The organism is Pseudomonas sp. BJP69, from assembly GCF_007633355.1.
Lineage (GTDB): Bacteria > Pseudomonadota > Gammaproteobacteria > Pseudomonadales > Pseudomonadaceae > Aquipseudomonas > Aquipseudomonas juntendi.
The window spans coordinates 4527692-4543386 of sequence record NZ_CP041933.1 but is presented as its reverse complement, the minus strand read 5'-3'; the positions used below and the strand labels follow the sequence as shown (position 1 = coordinate 4543386).

The following is a 15695-nucleotide window of genomic DNA, read 5'->3' as shown; positions in this document are numbered from 1 at the left end:
CCGCGTGGCGGTTGCAGGAACGGCTCAAGCCGCGAAGCGGTATCGGCGGGTCTACTCGCCCGGGTGATCGCGCAGAAACACCAGGTGATCTGGCTTGGACTGTTCGGCACAGTAGTAGTAACCCTGGACATCGAACTGCTTGAGCTGCTCTGGATCGTTGATGCGCTGCTCGATGACAAAGCGGCTCATCATGCCGCGGGCTTTCTTGGCGTAGAAGCTGATGATCTTGTACTGGCCGTTCTTCAAGTCCTTGAAGTCGACATTGATCACCCGCGCCTTGAGGGCGCTGCGTTTCACTGCGCTGAAGTATTCATTGCTGGCCAGGTTCAACAGCACGTCATCGCCCTGAGCGGCCAGGGCCTGGTTCAACCATTCGCTGATGCGTGTACCCCAGAAGGCGTACAGGTCCTTGCCGCGGGCATTGGCCAGCTTGGTGCCCATTTCCAGCCGGTAGGGCTGCATCAGGTCGAGGGGGCGCAGCAGGCCGTACAGGCCGGAGAGCATGCGCAGGTGGTCTTGTGCGTAGCTGAAGTCGTCCTCACCCAGGGTTTCGGCAGCAAGGCCTGTGTACACGTCACCTTTGAACGCCAGCAGCGCCTGCTTGGCATTGGCTGGGCTGAAGTCCGGAGACCAGCTGCCGAAGCGTGCGGCGTTCAGGCCGGCGAGTTTGTCGGACAGGTGCATCAGCTCGCTGATTTGCGCCGGCGACAGGGTTCGCAGTTGCTGGATCAACACCTGGGAATCATCCAGGTACTGGGGCAGGGTGAAGCGCTCGGTTACCGGCGGGGTATCGTAGTCGAGGGTCTTGGCGGGGGAAATCACCGTCAGCATCGGGTCGGCTCCTGGCATCGTTGGCCTGGGATTCTACGGGCTGGGCGGTGCAAGTCCAAACTATGGTGACAATAGTCACAGACCATGGCCGGTTCTAACGCTATAGTTCGCGTTTTGCCGTGACGGAGCCTTTTACCGTGCGCATCGCCTTTGCCGCGCTGGCCGCGCTATTGAGCCTGGCCGTGCAAGCCGCCCCCACAGCCCCGGTCAGTTTCGATCGCAGCCTGTGGCCCGAGCAACTGAACAGCCCGGCGTTGTTCGATGTGGCTTCGCGGGCGGAGATTCTGTCGTTCGCCCGGGTACTGCATGAAAGCGAGCTGCTCGATGATGCGACGCTGGCGGCGCGGCTGGGCTTGCGGCAGATCAACCTGCAGAAGGTTCGCCAACTGCGGGCGCGCATGTGGCAGCGGTTATGGGCAGGCTACCAACAGGCGCAACGCAGCTGCGAGCAGGATGCGTCGTTCTGCTATGCCGTTGAGTCCATGGCGGATCTGCGTACCCAGGCGGCGACGTTCGCCACCGATGTCGGCGCGTTCTATGCCGGGTGGGTAGAGCCCAGCCACCAGTTCCACAGCCGCTACCTGGACGAACAGCTGCGCAAAGCTGCGCTGCTGCCCCAGACCAGCAGCGAGGTGGAGCGGCTATCTGCACGGGAGCTCGATGGTGAACGCCTGAACGATCGCATGTTCCTGCTGACCTTCGTCGGTGGCCCGGGGCCTGACGGCGGCAGTACCGACCTGCTGGCCGATTACCTGCGCCGGCAAAAGCTGGCGGGTACCTTCTTCGTGCTTGGCAACCGCCTGCAGCAGCGCCGGGATGCCGGCATGCCGAACACCGTGGCCAGGCTTTATCGCGGCCAGTGCGTGGGTATTCAGGGCTGGGAGTACCGCTCGCATGCACAGTGGGTCGATTGGCAGGACTCGCTGCGGCGCAGCCAGGCCCGCGTGCAGGCCGACCTGCCGGAGCAGTACGTGCCGCTGTTCCGCCCCCCTTACGGGCAACGCCGGGCCGATGGCGAGGCGTTCATGGCCAGCCAGCAGTTGCGGGTGTCGTTGTGGGATATCGACGCGCAGGATGACACTGCACTGACTGCCGAAGCCTCGGCGCAACGCGTGCTGACCCTGATGCTGTTGTGGCGCAAGGGGGTTATCCAGCTGCATGACAGCCTGGCCAAGGCGCAACCGGCGGTGGAGTGGTTGCTGCGCAGTACCGCTCAGAGCGGTATCGGCTGGGAAGATTGCCGGGCCTATGGGTACAGCGAATAGAGGTACCACTTCTGAGCGTAGTCGTGTCTGGGCCTGCCGCCAAGGCCTTATCGTCAATCGGAAAAATAAACTTCAAAAACACGTAAAAATGCTTTTTCCGGTCATGGCTTTTGCGGTATGAAGAAACCAGACAGCCGATCCCTGCAGCACAGGTGGCGTCATCCAGACCCTCCTGGCCAGGTTGCTCCCCGCCCGTAACAACGCGGATACGGGGACACGGCAGTCACTCTGCGGCGTAACAGACCACGCCGTGCGGCTTCGACATAAGGTGACCGAGTATGGATGACCAAGGACGCACCCCTTCCTCCAGCAAGCCAATCCTCTATGTGCTCGATACCAACGTCCTGATTCACGACCCCAACGCATTACTCAACTTCGAGGAGCATCACGTCGCCATCCCGATGACGGTGCTGGAGGAACTCGACAAGCTCAAGACCGGTAAACAGACCATCGCCGCAGAGTGCCGGCAGGCCATCCGCCTGATCGACCAGACCCTCGGGGACGCTTCGCCCAGTGATGTCGAGCAGGGCGTGCCGATCCAGCGCAACAAGAGTGGGGCCAAAGGCTTTCTTTCGATCCTGATGAGCCCACGCAACGAGCCTGGCAAGTTGTTGCCGGAGCACCTCAACGACAACATCATCATCAACACCCTGCTGGACGTTCGCAGCCGGCGCCCCGACCTGGACGTGGTGCTGGTCACCAAAGACATCAACATGCGCTTGAAGGCGCGCGCTTGCGGCATCGCATCCGAGGACTACAGCACCGACCAACTGGTCGATGACGTGTCCTTGCTGTCCAAGGGCTACCACTCGGTCAGCGGTTCGTTCTGGGACCGGGTCAGCAAGGTCGATACCCGCCAGGAGCGCGGCCGGACCTGGCATCGTGTGCACATGATCGACACCCTGCCGGCCGTTCACGTCAACGAGTTCATCATTGACGACCAGGGCTTCGTCGGCTGGGTGAAGGGTATCCGCGACGACGAGTTGCTGCTGCTCGACCTGCACCAGGAGCCACTGCTGCACCAGGAGGCCTGGGGCCTGAAGCCGCGGGACATCCATCAGAGCCTGGCGCTGTTCGCCTTGCTCGACCCGGACATTCACCTGGTCAACCTGACCGGTGCTGCCGGTTCCGGCAAGACCATCCTGGCCCTGGCAGCTGCCATCGAGCAGACCATGGTCAGCAAACGCTACCGGCGCATCATCGCCACCCGCAGCGTGCAGGGGCTGGACCAGGAGATCGGCTTCCTGCCGGGTACCGAAGCAGAGAAGATGGAGCCGTGGCTGGGCGCCATTACCGACAACCTCGAAGCCTTGCACATGGATGATGAAAGCACCCATGGCAGCGTCGAATACATCCTCGAGCGCGTGCCGCTGCAGTTCAAGTCGTTGAACTACATTCGCGGCCGCAGCTTCCAGCAGAGCCTGATCCTGATCGACGAGTGCCAGAACCTGACGCCGCACCAGATGAAAACCATCATCACCCGTGCCGGTTCTGGGTCCAAGGTGGTCTGCCTGGGCAACCTGGCGCAGATCGATACCCCCTACCTGTCCGCGACCAGCTCGGGCCTGACCTACCTGACCGAGCGCTTCAAGGACTTCCCCCATGGCGTGCACATCACCCTGCAGGGTGTGCCACGCTCGGTACTGGCCGAGTACGCCGAGTCGCATCTGTAAAACCCTGTCGCCGGGCAGCCCGCTGCCCGGCATCTCCACGAGTGTGTTCATACAGCGGCCAGACCTGCCGACACATACCTCTGCTCAAACCTGACCCACAGGTTTACACTGCAGGCTCCCTTCACAGGAGCAGAGCAGTGCTGACACATCTTGATTCCCAGGGGCGGGCCAACATGGTCGACGTCACTGAAAAGGCCGTGACCGAGCGCGAGGCCACCGCCGAGGCGCGGGTGCGCATGTTGCCGCAGACCCTGCAGATGATCGTCGACGGCGAACACCCCAAGGGCGATGTGTTCGCCGTGGCGCGCATTGCCGGCATCCAGGCGGCGAAGAAGACCAGCGACCTGATACCGCTGTGCCACCCGCTGATGCTCACCAGCGTCAAGGTGGAACTCAGCGCGGAGGGCGAGGACGCGGTGCGGATCCTCGCCCGCTGCAAGCTGGCCGGGCAAACCGGTGTGGAAATGGAGGCACTGACCGCCGCTAGCGTCGCTGCGCTGACGATCTATGACATGTGCAAGGCTGTGGATAAAGGCATGGTCATCGAGCAGGTCCGCCTGCTGGAAAAGCTGGGCGGCAAGAGCGGCCACTACAAGGTGCAGGCGTGATGAAAGTCAAAGTGATGTACTTCGCGCGTTACCGTGAGTTGCTGGGCGTGGATGCCGAGCGGATGGAGGGTGAGTTCAAGGTTGTCGACGATGTGCGCCGGGCATTGCTGGGCAAGGGTGGGGCCTATGAACTGCTGGGCGAGCAGAACCTGATGTGCGCCCGCAACGAAGAACTGTGCAAGCTGGATGAGCCGTTGGAAGAGGGCGATGAAGTGGCGTTCTTCCCGCCGGTGACGGGGGGCTGAGCATGGCAGTGCGAGTGCAGGAACACGCGTTCGACCCGGGCGTCGAGACCAATGCCATGCATGCGGCCAACGTGGGGGTAGGCGCTGTGGTCGGCTTTGTCGGCTATGTGCGGGACTTCAATGATGGCCGCGAAGTGGCAGGCATGTTCCTTGAACACTATCCGGGCATGACCGAAAAGGCCCTGGCCAAGATCGTGGCCGAGGCCGAGCAGCGCTGGCCGTTGTTGAAAGTGCAGGTGTTGCACCGCGTCGGTGCGTTGGAGCCGGGTGAGCCAATCGTGTTCGTCGGCGTGGCCAGTGCCCATCGGCAGGCAGCGTTCGATGCCTGCAACTTCATCATGGACTACCTGAAGACCCGGGCACCGTTCTGGAAGAAGGAAAATACCCAGGAAGGGCCGAGGTGGGTGGAAGGCAGGCAGAGTGACCTGGATGCCGCAGGGCGCTGGTAGTCAAGGCTGCGCCAGCCGTTTGTAGGAGCGGCCTTGTGTCGCGATAGGGCCGCAAAGCGGCCCCGGCAATTGATGCGTTGAAGCTGAAATCCTAGGGCCGCTGTGCGGCCCTATCGCGACACAAGGCCGCTCCTACAGGGGGATATGTATTCCCAGCCACGGGTCAGTGATGCTTGCGCGGCACCGGCTTCAGCAGCTCATCCGGCGGCATCTCGCATTTGATCTTGCGCCCCAGCAGCTCTTCGATCGCCGGCAGCTGATACGAGTCATCTTCCCCGGCAAAGCTGATCGATACGCCATTGGTGCCGGCACGGCCGGTACGGCCAATGCGGTGCACGTAGTCGTCCGGGTCCTCTGGCAGGGTGAAGTTGATCACGTGGCTGATGCCGTCGATGTGGATCCCGCGCCCGGCCACGTCGGTGGCGACCAGAACGGTGATGCGCCCTTCGCGGAAGTTCTCCAGGGTACGAATACGCTTGTGTTGCGGCACGTCGCCCGACAATTGGGCGGCGTTGATGCCGTCGCGCACCAGTTTTTCCTCGATGCGCCGCACTTCGTCCTTGCGGTTGGCGAACACCATCACCCGTTCCCAGCGGTTCTGGGTCACCAGGTTGTACAGCAGCTTGTACTTGTCGCTGCCGGCCACCGCATAGACATGCTGCTCGACCGTTTCGCTGGCCACGTTCTCCGGTTCGATCTCGACGATGGCCGGGTTGGTGGTCCATTGCTTCGCCAGGTTCATCACGTCCTCGGTGAACGTGGCCGAGAACAGCAGGGTCTGGCGCTCGCTTTTGGGCGGCGTCTGGCGAATGATCTGGCGCACTTGCGGAATGAAGCCCATGTCGAGCATGCGGTCGGCTTCGTCCAGCACCATCACTTCAACCATGTCCAGGTGCACCTCGCCCCGCTGGTTGAAGTCCAGCAGGCGGCCCGGTGTAGCCACCAGGATGTCGCAGTGGCGCGCTTCCAGGGCCTTGAGCTGCTTGTCGAAGTCCATGCCGCCGACGAAGCTCATGACGTTCAGGCCGGTGTACTTGGTCAGCGCCGCAGCATCCTTGGCGATCTGTACCACCAGCTCGCGGGTTGGCGCGATGATCAGCGCCCGCGGCTCACCCATGTAGCGCTCTTTGGGTGCAGGGGTCTGCTGCAGCTGGGAAATGATCGAGATCAGAAACGCTGCGGTTTTGCCGGTGCCGGTCTGGGCACGGCCGATGGCATCCTGGCCACGCAGGGTGTAACCCAGCACCTGCGCCTGGATCGGCGTGCAGTAGGGGAAGCCCAGGTCGTGGATAGCGTGCATCACCTCGCTGGACAGCTTGAAGTCGTGGAAGCGGGTCTTGCCCTCCTGCGGCTCGACCACGAAGTCTTCCAGTTTCCACAGGCTGGCCTGGGGCTTGGGCTTGCGCTCGCGACGTGGTCTGTCCTTGGCCGGCTTGTCGGCCACTGGCGTTGCGGCAACAGGCGATTCTGCCTTGGGGGTAGGGTTGGCGCGTGGGGCCGCCGGTTGCGCCTCGCTGGCGGGTGCCGGCGCAGGCGGCGTCACACTGGCAGCAGGAGCGGCGGCCTGTGGTGCAGCCTCTCCCTTGCCGAATATTTTCTTGAGTGCCTTGAGCACGATCGTCTCATCAACTGATTAAGGAATGTACGCCGGGCAGTGTAATGCAAGAATCGGGCGTGGCGTAGTGGAATAGCCTTACAACTACAGGCGGCCTTGGCTCATTGCAGTTGCTTTGCCAGCCAGTCGTGGATGTCGCTCAACTCTTCGACCACTACCTCGTGTTCCATTGGATATTCGTGCCAGCGGGCAGCTACGCCCCAGGTGTTCAGGTACTCGAAGGCGGTGCGGCCCATGGCCGGGATCACCACCGGGTCGTGCACGCCATGCAGGCACAGGGCCGGGGTGCGTTGCTGGCAGGCACTGAGCTGGTGTTGGTCATTGAAGGTGGGGGCGTAGGTGGACAGGGCGATGACCCCACCCAGCGCCTCTTGCCACTTTATATAGGCAGTGTGCAACACCACCGCGCCGCCCTGGGAGAAACCGGCGAGGAAGATGCGCGACAAGCTGACGCCTTTGGCCTGCTCCGCCTTGATCAGCGCCACCACTTGCTCGGCCGACTCCTCCAACTGAGCCTCGTCTATGGCGCGGGCCGGGGTCATGGCCTTGATGTCGTACCAGCTGGGCATGGCATAGCCGCCATTGATGGTCACCGGGCGGGTGGGTGCCTGGGGCATCACGAAGCGAGTGCTGGTCAAACGCTCCTGCATGAATTCGGCTACGGGTAGGAAGTCGTAACGGTCGGCTCCCAAGCCGTGCAACCAGATCACACAGGCATCAGCGGTTTTCTGTGGTTCGAGAATCAGCGGGTTGGTCATGACTGCTCCGAAAGAGTGCGGGTGATCGTGTTGTGTGCGTTAAAAAAAAGCGCTGTACAGGATTGCCTGAAAAAGAATGTCGCAACGATACAACTTTCCCTACTTGACGAACGCTTAAACGCTCCAGCCAAAACATTTGGTACGCGCTTTGCAGTTCAAGGTGCGATGCAAAGGGCGGGCCGTGACGGTAACACCCTTTGTACGCGAAGGCTGTCATAGAACAGCCCATTGCGCCAATTGACCCAATAACTAGCCAATACGGGTCGGACATGCCTCAAAAGGGTGCGGTGCAATTCCGGCTCGATACAACAAGAGCGATTTGGAGGTTGTGAATGAAAGTGTTGAAAACCACCCTGGCAGTCCTGACCGCTGCCGCCGCGCTGGGCGCCGTGAGCAATGCCCAGGCCGGCGCCACCCTTGATGCGGTAAAGAAGAAGGGCTTCGTCCAGTGTGGCGTGAGCGACGGTCTTCCAGGCTTCTCGGTACCTGATGCACAAGGCAAGATCATCGGTATCGACGCCGATGTCTGCCGCGCCGTGGCCGCTGCCGTGTTCGGCGACGCCAACAAGGTCAAGTTCAGCCAGCTCAACGCCAAGGAACGCTTCACGGCCCTGCAATCGGGTGAAGTTGACGTGCTGTCGCGCAACACCACCTGGACCAGCTCGCGCGATGCCGGCATGGGCCTGGTGTTCACCGGTGTCACCTACTATGACGGCGTCGGTTTCCTGGTCAACAAGAAGCTCGGTGTTTCCAGTGCCAAGGAGCTCGATGGCGCGACCATCTGCATCCAGGCAGGGACTACCACCGAACTGAACGTGTCGGACTTCTTCCGGGCCAATGGCCTGAAGTACACCCCGATCACCTTCGATACCTCTGACGAAAGCGCCAAGTCGCTGGAGTCCGGTCGTTGCGATGTGTTGACGTCCGACAAGTCGCAGCTGTTTGCCCAGCGCTCCAAGCTGGCCGCACCGACCGAATATGTGGTGCTGCCGGAAACCATCTCCAAGGAGCCACTCGGCCCGGTGGTGCGCAAAGGCGACGAAGACTGGTTCAGCATCGTCAAGTGGACCCTGTTCGCCATGCTCAACGCCGAAGAGGCGGGCATCACCTCGAAGAACGTCGAGGCTGAAGCCAAAGCTACCAAGAACCCTGACGTGGCCCGCTTGCTGGGTGCGGACGGCGAGTACGGCAAGGACCTCAAGCTGCCCAAAGACTGGGTAGTGCAGATCGTCAAGCAAGTCGGCAACTACGGCGAAGTGTTCGAGAAGAACCTGGGCCAAGGTACCGACCTGAAGATCGACCGTGGCATGAACGCCCTGTGGAACAACGGCGGCATCCAGTACGCGCCACCTGTGCGCTGATGGCTGCACCCTGCGGCGGCATCCGGCCGCCGCAGGTTGTTCGAATCCCTATTTTCCGGGGCACTTCATGCAAAATCATATTGGCGCACAAAAGGGTTTATCCCTGAGCGATCCACGTGTGCGCGCGTGGCTGTTCCAGATTCTCACCATCGTTTTCGTGGTCGGTCTGGGCTGGTACCTGTTTCACAATACGCAAACCAACCTGCAACACCGGGGTATCACCTCGGGCTTCGACTTCCTCGATCGCAGTGCCGGCTTCGGCATCGCCCAGCACCTGATCCCCTATGTGGAATCGGACAGCTATGCACGGGTGTTCGTCATCGGCCTGCTCAACACCCTGCTGGTCACCTTCATTGGCGTCATCCTGGCGACCATCCTGGGTTTCATCATCGGTGTGGCACGCTTGTCGCCGAACTGGATGATCAACAAGCTGGCGACGGTGTACGTGGAGACCTTCCGCAACATTCCGCCGCTGCTGCAGATCCTGTTCTGGTACTTCGCCGTATTCCTGACCCTGCCGGGACCGCGGGGCAGCATCAACCTCAACGACCTGTTCTTCATCAGCAACCGTGGCCTGAACATGCCTGGTGCCTCCATGGCGGACGGTTTCTGGCCATTTGTCGCGGCGTTGGCGGTGGCGGTGGGGGCGGTCTGGCTGATGGTGCGCCTGGCCAACAAACGCTTCGACGAGACCGGTGTACCGTTCCACAAGTTCTGGGCCGCGCTGGCGCTGTTGCTGGTCATTCCAGGCCTGAGCGTGCTGCTGTTCGGCAGCCCGGTCACGTGGGAGGCACCGCAGCTCAAGGGCTTCAACTTCGTCGGTGGCTGGGTGCTGATCCCCGAATTGCTGGCGCTGACCCTGGCGCTGACGATCTATACCGCCGCCTTCATCGCCGAGATCGTGCGCTCGGGCATCCGTTCGGTCAGCCACGGCCAGACCGAGGCGGCGCGCTCGCTGGGGCTGCGCGAAGGGCCAACCTTGCGCAAGGTGATCATCCCCCAGGCCTTGCGGGTGATCATTCCGCCACTGACCAGCCAGTACCTGAACCTGGCGAAGAACTCGTCGCTGGCGGCCGGCATCGGCTACCCGGAGATGGTCTCGCTGTTCGCCGGTACCGTGCTCAACCAGACCGGCCAGGCCATCGAGGTGATCGCCATCACCATGAGTGTCTATCTCGCCATCAGCATCAGCATTTCGCTGCTGATGAACTGGTACAACAAGCGCATTGCGCTGATCGAGCGGTGAGGATACGCCTGTGAATGCCCATGTTTTCAAACCCGATATGCCGCCACCGGTGAAAACCGTCGGCGTACTCGCATGGATGCGTACCAACCTGTTCTCCAGCTGGCTGAACACCCTGTTGACCCTGTTTGCCCTCTACCTGATCTGGCTGATCGTGCCACCGCTGTTGCACTGGGCACTGATCGACGCCAACTGGGTTGGCACCACCCGCGCCGACTGCACCAAGGACGGCGCCTGCTGGGTGTTCGTGCAGCAGCGCTTCGGCCAGTTCATGTACGGCTACTACCCCGTCGAGCTGCGCTGGCGGGTCGACCTGACGGTATGGCTGGCAGTGCTTGGCGCAGCGCCGTTGTTCATCAAGCGCTTCCCGCGCAAGGCCCTCTATGGCCTGGGCTTCCTGGTGCTTTACCCGCTGCTGGCCTACACCTTGTTGCACGGTGGCCTGCTGGGCCTGAGCAACGTGTCCACCAGCCAGTGGGGCGGGCTGATGCTGACCTTGGTGATCGCCACCGTGGGCATCGTCGGCGCTTTGCCCTTGGGCATTCTGCTGGCCTTGGGGCGGCGTTCGAGGATGCCGGCGGTGAAGGTGGTGTGCGTGACCTTCATCGAGTTCTGGCGCGGCGTGCCGCTGATCACCGTGCTGTTCATGTCTTCGGTGATGCTGCCGTTGTTCCTGCCTGAGGGCATGAGCTTCGACAAGCTGCTGCGGGCGATGATCGGCGTGATCCTGTTCCAGTCGGCCTATGTCGCCGAAGTGGTACGCGGTGGCCTGCAAGCCATCCCCAAGGGCCAGTACGAAGCGGCCGCAGCCATGGGCCTGGGGTACTGGCGGGCGATGGGCCTGGTGATCCTGCCGCAGGCGCTCAAGCTGGTGATCCCTGGCATCGTCAACACCTTCATTGCCCTGTTCAAGGACACCAGCCTGGTGATCATCATCGGCCTGTTCGACCTGCTGAACAGTGTCAAGCAAGCCGCCGCCGACCCGGCCTGGCTGGGTATGGCTACCGAGGGCTACGTTTTCGCCGCCCTGGTGTTCTGGATTTTCTGTTTCGGTATGTCCCGCTACTCCATGCACCTGGAGCGCAAGCTGGACACTGGCCACAAGCGTTAGGAGTTTCGAAATGAGTGAAGCGATCAAGCAGCCTGCCGGCCCCGAAGGGATCATCCAGATGCAGGGTGTGAACAAGTGGTACGGTCAGTTCCATGTGCTCAAGGACATCAACCTCAATGTTCGCCAGGGCGAGCGTATCGTGCTGTGCGGGCCGTCCGGCTCGGGCAAGTCCACCACCATCCGTTGCCTCAACCGCCTGGAAGAACACCAGCAGGGGCGCATCGTGGTCGATGGCGTGGAGCTGACCAACGACCTCAAGCAGATCGAGGCGATCCGCCGTGAAGTGGGTATGGTGTTCCAGCACTTCAACCTGTTCCCGCACCTGAGCATTCTGGAGAACTGCACCTTGGCGCCGATGTGGGTGCGCAAGATGCCGCGCCGCAAGGCCGAAGAGATTGCCATGCATTACCTGGAGCGGGTACGTATCCCGGAGCAGGCGCACAAGTACCCGGGGCAGTTGTCTGGTGGCCAGCAGCAGCGCGTGGCGATTGCCCGGGCGTTGTGCATGAAGCCGAAAATCATGCTGTTCGACGAACCCACTTCGGCCCTGGACCCGGAGATGGTCAAGGAAGTGCTCGATACCATGGTGGGTCTGGCCGAAGATGGCATGACCATGCTCTGCGTGACCCACGAGATGGGCTTTGCCCGCACCGTGGCCAACCGGGTGATCTTCATGGATAAAGGTGAAATCGTCGAGCAGGCGGCACCGGATGACTTCTTCGACCGGCCGCGTAGCGACCGGACCAAGTTGTTCCTCAGCCAGATCCTGCATTGATACAGCCGGGGCCGCAAAGCGGCCCCGATGTTTACTTCTCTTCTTGTGGGGCAGCGGGTGCCGGTGGCGGCCGCAGCCCCACCTCGGCCACCAGTCTGAGCTGCTGCCCGTTACGCATCACCTCGATGGTGATCTTTTCGTTCGGTTTGATCCGCGCCACCTGGTTCATCGACTTGCGCCCGTCACCTGCCGGTTCGCCGTTGATGCTCAAGATCACGTCCCCCAGCTGCAGCCCGGCCTTGGCCGCCGGCCCTTCGCGGAAGATGCCTGCAACCACGATGCCTGGGCGGTCCTTCATGCCGAACGACTCGGCCAGTTCCTGGCTCAGTGGCTGCACTTCGATACCCAGCCAGCCGCGGATCACCTGGCCGTGCTCGACAATCGACTTCATCACCTCCAGTGCCAGCTTGACCGGGATGGCGAAGCCAATGCCCTGCGAGCCACCAGACTTGGAGAAAATGGCCGTGTTGATGCCGACCAGGTTGCCGTTGGCATCGACCAGCGCACCACCGGAGTTGCCCGGGTTGATCGCGGCGTCGGTCTGGATGAAGTCTTCGTAGTTGTTCAGGCCCAACTGGTTGCGGCCGGTGGCGCTGATGATGCCCATGGTCACGGTCTGGCCAACGCCGAACGGGTTGCCGATGGCCAGCGTCACGTCACCGATATGGATGGTGTCGGAGCGGCCAATGGTGATGGCGGGCAGGTTCTTCAGGTCGATCTTCAATACCGCCAGGTCGGTCTCCGGGTCGCTGCCAATGACCCGGGCCAGGGTCTCGCGGCCATCCTTCAAGGCCACCACGATCTGGTCGGCGCCACTGGTGACGTGGTTGTTGGTCAGCAGATAGCCCTCGGGGCTCATGATCACTGCCGAGCCCAGGCTCGATTCCCAGCGGCGCTGCTTGGGCAGGTTGTCGCCGAAGAAGCGGCGGAACTGCGGGTCTTCGAACAGCGGGTGGGCGCTCTTGTTGACCACCTTGGTGGTGTACAGGTTGACCACCGCCGGGGCCGCGAGGGTCACGGCGTCGGCGTAGGATACCGGGCCCTGTATGATCTTCGTGGTCTGCGGTGCCTGCTGCAGGTTGACGTCCTGGCTGGGCAGGCCGACCCATTCCGGAAACCGCTGGATGATCAGCACGGCGATCAATACGCCGGTAAGCAGGGGCCAGCCAAAGTAACGCAAAGCCTTGAACATGAACGAGTCCTGAAAAGAGCGGGGGCCAGTGGCCGCGCGGTGGGGCATGAGCGCGCGCGATCATACACCGGTTCCCCCAGTGCCGGCGACGGCCCATAATGGCCGGCATTATACGGGCGTTCCCTGTGCGTTGTGCCTGGGGAGTGTGCAGTTTTCGAGGAGATTTTCATGGCCGTCGCGCTAAACACCCTGGTTGAAGAAGCCGAGCGTTACCTGGGCAGCGCCAGGATCCAGGACAACTGCCCCAATGGCCTGCAGGTCGAAGGCCGGCCGCAGGTCAGCCGTATCGTCAGCGGTGTCACCGCCAGCCAGGCGTTGCTGGATGCCGCGGTCGAGGCCGGAGCCGACCTGGTGCTGGTGCACCACGGCTACTTCTGGAAGGGCGAAAACCCCTGCATCACCGGCATCCGCCAGCGCCGCCTGAAAACCTTGCTGAACAACGACATCAGCCTGCTGGCATTCCACTTGCCGCTGGATGTACACCCTGAGGTGGGCAACAACGTGCAGCTGGCGCGGCAACTGGAGATTACCGTCGAAGGGCCGCTTGACCCGGAGAACCCCAAGGTGGTCGGGCTGGTCGGTTCGCTGGCCGAACCGGTGACCGCCCGCGATTTTGCCCGGCGCGTGCAGGAGGTGCTGGGGCGTGAGCCGCTGCTGGTCGAAGGCGACGAAATGATCCGCCGGGTCGGCTGGTGTACCGGGGGCGGGCAGGGCTATATCGACACGGCGATTGCCGCCGGGGTAGACCTGTACCTGACGGGCGAGGCGTCGGAGCAGACCTACCACAGTGCGCGGGAGAATGGCGTCAGCTTCATCGCCGCAGGGCACCATGCCACCGAGCGGTATGGGGTGCAGGCGCTGGGTGATTACCTGGCGCGGCGGTTTGCCGTGGAACACCTGTTCATCGATTGCCCGAACCCGATCTGACCTTACTGGCCCCTTCGCGGGCACGCCCGCTCCCACAGGGGATCGCGCATTTCTCGAGTTCAGCGGCAAACGTGTGGGAGCGGGCGTGCCCGCGAAGGGCTGCAAAGCAGCCCCAGTAACGCTTAATTGAACAGGCATCAGCCTAACCCCCAGTCATATCGTTAGACTTTTTCGATCTAGCTGGCCGCCTAAATAGAAGCAGCCGCTGTGATACAGTGATCCGCTCGAACACGGCCCGCAGGCCGTCCATAAGATCGTTTTTCGTGAGTAGCCATGGTCGACAAACTGACGCACTTGAAACAGCTGGAGGCGGAAAGCATCCACATCATCCGCGAGGTGGCCGCCGAGTTCGACAACCCGGTGATGCTGTACTCGATCGGCAAGGATTCCGCCGTGATGCTGCACCTGGCGCGCAAGGCCTTTTTTCCGGGCAAGCTTCCGTTCCCGGTCATGCACGTCGACACCCAGTGGAAATTCCAGGAGATGTACAGGTTCCGCGACAAGATGGTCGAGGAAATGGGCCTGGAGCTGATCACTCACGTCAACCCCGAGGGTGTGGCGCAGGGCATCAACCCGTTCACCCATGGCAGCTCCAAGCACACCGACATCATGAAGACCCAGGGCCTGAAACAGGCGCTGGACAAGCATGGTTTCGACGCCGCCTTTGGTGGTGCTCGCCGCGACGAAGAGAAGTCGCGGGCCAAGGAGCGTGTGTACTCGTTCCGTGACAGCAAGCACCGCTGGGACCCGAAGAACCAGCGCCCCGAGCTGTGGAACGTGTACAACGGCAAGGTCAACAAAGGTGAGTCGATCCGCGTCTTCCCGCTGTCGAACTGGACCGAACTGGACATCTGGCAGTACATCTACCTCGAAGGCATCCCGATCGTGCCGCTGTACTTCGCTGCCGAGCGTGAAGTCATCGAGAAGAACGGCACCCTGATCATGATCGACGACGAGCGCATCCTCGAACACCTCTCCGAGGAAGAAAAGGCCCGCATCGTCAAGAAGAAGGTGCGTTTCCGTACCCTCGGCTGCTACCCGCTCACGGGCGCTGTCGAGTCGGAGGCCGAAACGCTCACCGACATCATTCAGGAAATGCTCCTGACGCGCACTTCCGAGCGCCAGGGCCGGGTCATCGACCACGATGGCGCCGGTTCCATGGAAGACAAGAAACGTCAGGGCTATTTCTAAGCTTCAAGTTACAAGCGGCAAGCTGCAAGACAGAAGCGGAGCGAGTAGTTTCTGATTTTTGTGGACTGCCGCCTGCATTGCGGGCGCACAGGGAGTGCCTGCAGTGGGTTTTGAGAAGTTGCTGGTTTGGCAGAGAAGTAAAAATTTAGCCGTTGAGATATATCGGGCATTTGCTGGGTGTCGGGATTTTGGATTCAGGTCCCAAATCACTCGAGCAGCCGTTTCAATCCCCTCCAATATCGCTGAGGGAATGGAGCGCAGAGGAATGCGGGAGAAAGCATGGTTCCTGAGCGTGGCGAAGGCTTCCTGCGCAGAACTGCGGACCCAACTGATCATCGCCGGTGAAATTGGTTATTTGCCTGCCGAATTGGCCAACGACTGGATAACTGAAACCCGTGAGCTATCCAGAATGCTTGCTGGGTTGATCAACAAAATTTCTAACTAGCTGTAC

The 15695-nt window shown here is 61.7% G+C and carries 16 protein-coding genes; 12 read left to right on the top strand and 4 right to left on the bottom strand.

The window, feature by feature from the left end; all coding sequences use genetic code 11:
- Positions 1-51: 51 nt before the first annotated feature.
- Entirely contained in the window at positions 52-831 is a 780-nt protein-coding gene (gene yaaA / locus FPB55_RS21285) for a peroxide stress protein YaaA (RefSeq protein WP_009684458.1), read from the bottom strand.
- A gap of 137 nt (positions 832-968) precedes the next feature.
- Here yaaA and FPB55_RS21280 point away from each other — a divergent pair, with 137 nt between their 5' ends.
- From FPB55_RS21280 to moaE, 5 genes are all read left to right on the top strand, one after another.
- Entirely contained in the window at positions 969-2096 is a 1128-nt protein-coding gene (locus FPB55_RS21280) for a polysaccharide deacetylase family protein (protein ID WP_125854465.1), read from the top strand.
- Positions 2097-2374: 278 nt separating this feature from the next.
- The gene (locus FPB55_RS21275) at positions 2375-3769 is read left to right on the top strand and encodes a PhoH family protein (protein ID WP_009684456.1); all 1395 of its coding nucleotides are present in this window, start codon (positions 2375-2377) and stop codon (positions 3767-3769) included.
- A gap of 137 nt (positions 3770-3906) precedes the next feature.
- The gene (gene moaC, locus FPB55_RS21270) at positions 3907-4377 is read left to right on the top strand and encodes a cyclic pyranopterin monophosphate synthase MoaC (RefSeq protein WP_054912052.1); all 471 of its coding nucleotides are present in this window, start codon (positions 3907-3909) and stop codon (positions 4375-4377) included.
- Positions 4377-4622, top strand: coding sequence for a molybdopterin converting factor subunit 1 (gene moaD / locus FPB55_RS21265; protein ID WP_009684454.1), 246 nt, complete (start codon positions 4377-4379; stop codon positions 4620-4622). The genes moaC and moaD overlap by 1 nt, the downstream gene beginning before the upstream one ends.
- 2 nt (positions 4623-4624) lie before the next feature.
- Entirely contained in the window at positions 4625-5071 is a 447-nt protein-coding gene (gene moaE / locus FPB55_RS21260; protein WP_029887283.1) for a molybdopterin synthase catalytic subunit MoaE, read from the top strand.
- Between the two features lie 163 nt (positions 5072-5234).
- On the opposite strand, the gene rhlB is transcribed toward moaE, so the two are convergent.
- Both rhlB and FPB55_RS21250 read right to left on the bottom strand, forming a co-directional pair.
- Positions 5235-6686, bottom strand: a complete 1452-nt coding sequence (rhlB, locus tag FPB55_RS21255; RefSeq protein ID WP_144189220.1) for an ATP-dependent RNA helicase RhlB — start codon at positions 6684-6686, stop codon at positions 5235-5237.
- Positions 6687-6787: 101 nt separating this feature from the next.
- Entirely contained in the window at positions 6788-7444 is a 657-nt protein-coding gene (locus FPB55_RS21250) for an alpha/beta fold hydrolase (protein WP_009684451.1), read from the bottom strand.
- A 332-nt stretch (positions 7445-7776) separates the two neighbouring features.
- Between FPB55_RS21250 and FPB55_RS21245 the strand changes: the two genes are divergently transcribed.
- The 4 genes from FPB55_RS21245 (at position 7777) to FPB55_RS21230 (ending at position 11934) form a co-directional block, all read left to right on the top strand.
- Positions 7777-8805 carry an amino acid ABC transporter substrate-binding protein gene (locus tag FPB55_RS21245; RefSeq protein WP_009684450.1) on the top strand — a complete coding sequence of 343 codons (1029 nt, stop codon included), beginning with the start codon at positions 7777-7779 and terminating at the stop codon, positions 8803-8805.
- A gap of 67 nt (positions 8806-8872) precedes the next feature.
- Entirely contained in the window at positions 8873-10051 is a 1179-nt protein-coding gene (locus FPB55_RS21240; RefSeq protein ID WP_029887285.1) for an amino acid ABC transporter permease, read from the top strand.
- Between the two features lie 10 nt (positions 10052-10061).
- Entirely contained in the window at positions 10062-11159 is a 1098-nt protein-coding gene (locus tag FPB55_RS21235) for an amino acid ABC transporter permease (protein WP_115294702.1), read from the top strand.
- Between the two features lie 10 nt (positions 11160-11169).
- Complete coding sequence (locus FPB55_RS21230; protein ID WP_003251792.1) at positions 11170-11934, top strand: amino acid ABC transporter ATP-binding protein; 765 nt, start codon at positions 11170-11172, stop codon at positions 11932-11934.
- Between the two features lie 31 nt (positions 11935-11965).
- Here FPB55_RS21230 and algW read toward each other — a convergent pair whose 3' ends face one another.
- Positions 11966-13126, bottom strand: coding sequence for a Do family serine endopeptidase AlgW (algW, locus tag FPB55_RS21225; protein ID WP_144189218.1), 1161 nt, complete (start codon positions 13124-13126; stop codon positions 11966-11968).
- A 168-nt stretch (positions 13127-13294) separates the two neighbouring features.
- On the opposite strand from algW, the gene FPB55_RS21220 reads away from it, so the two are divergent.
- From FPB55_RS21220 to FPB55_RS21210, 3 genes are all read left to right on the top strand, one after another.
- A complete protein-coding gene (locus tag FPB55_RS21220) occupies positions 13295-14053 on the top strand; it encodes a Nif3-like dinuclear metal center hexameric protein (protein ID WP_144189216.1) in 759 nt (252 codons plus the stop codon).
- A 273-nt stretch (positions 14054-14326) separates the two neighbouring features.
- Positions 14327-15244 (top strand): sulfate adenylyltransferase subunit CysD, encoded by a 918-nt coding sequence (gene cysD, locus FPB55_RS21215; RefSeq protein WP_009684445.1) that lies wholly within the window; start codon positions 14327-14329, stop codon positions 15242-15244.
- Positions 15245-15347: 103 nt separating this feature from the next.
- Positions 15348-15689, top strand: coding sequence for a four helix bundle protein (locus FPB55_RS21210; RefSeq protein ID WP_029887200.1), 342 nt, complete (start codon positions 15348-15350; stop codon positions 15687-15689).
- Positions 15690-15695: the final 6 nt, after the last annotated feature.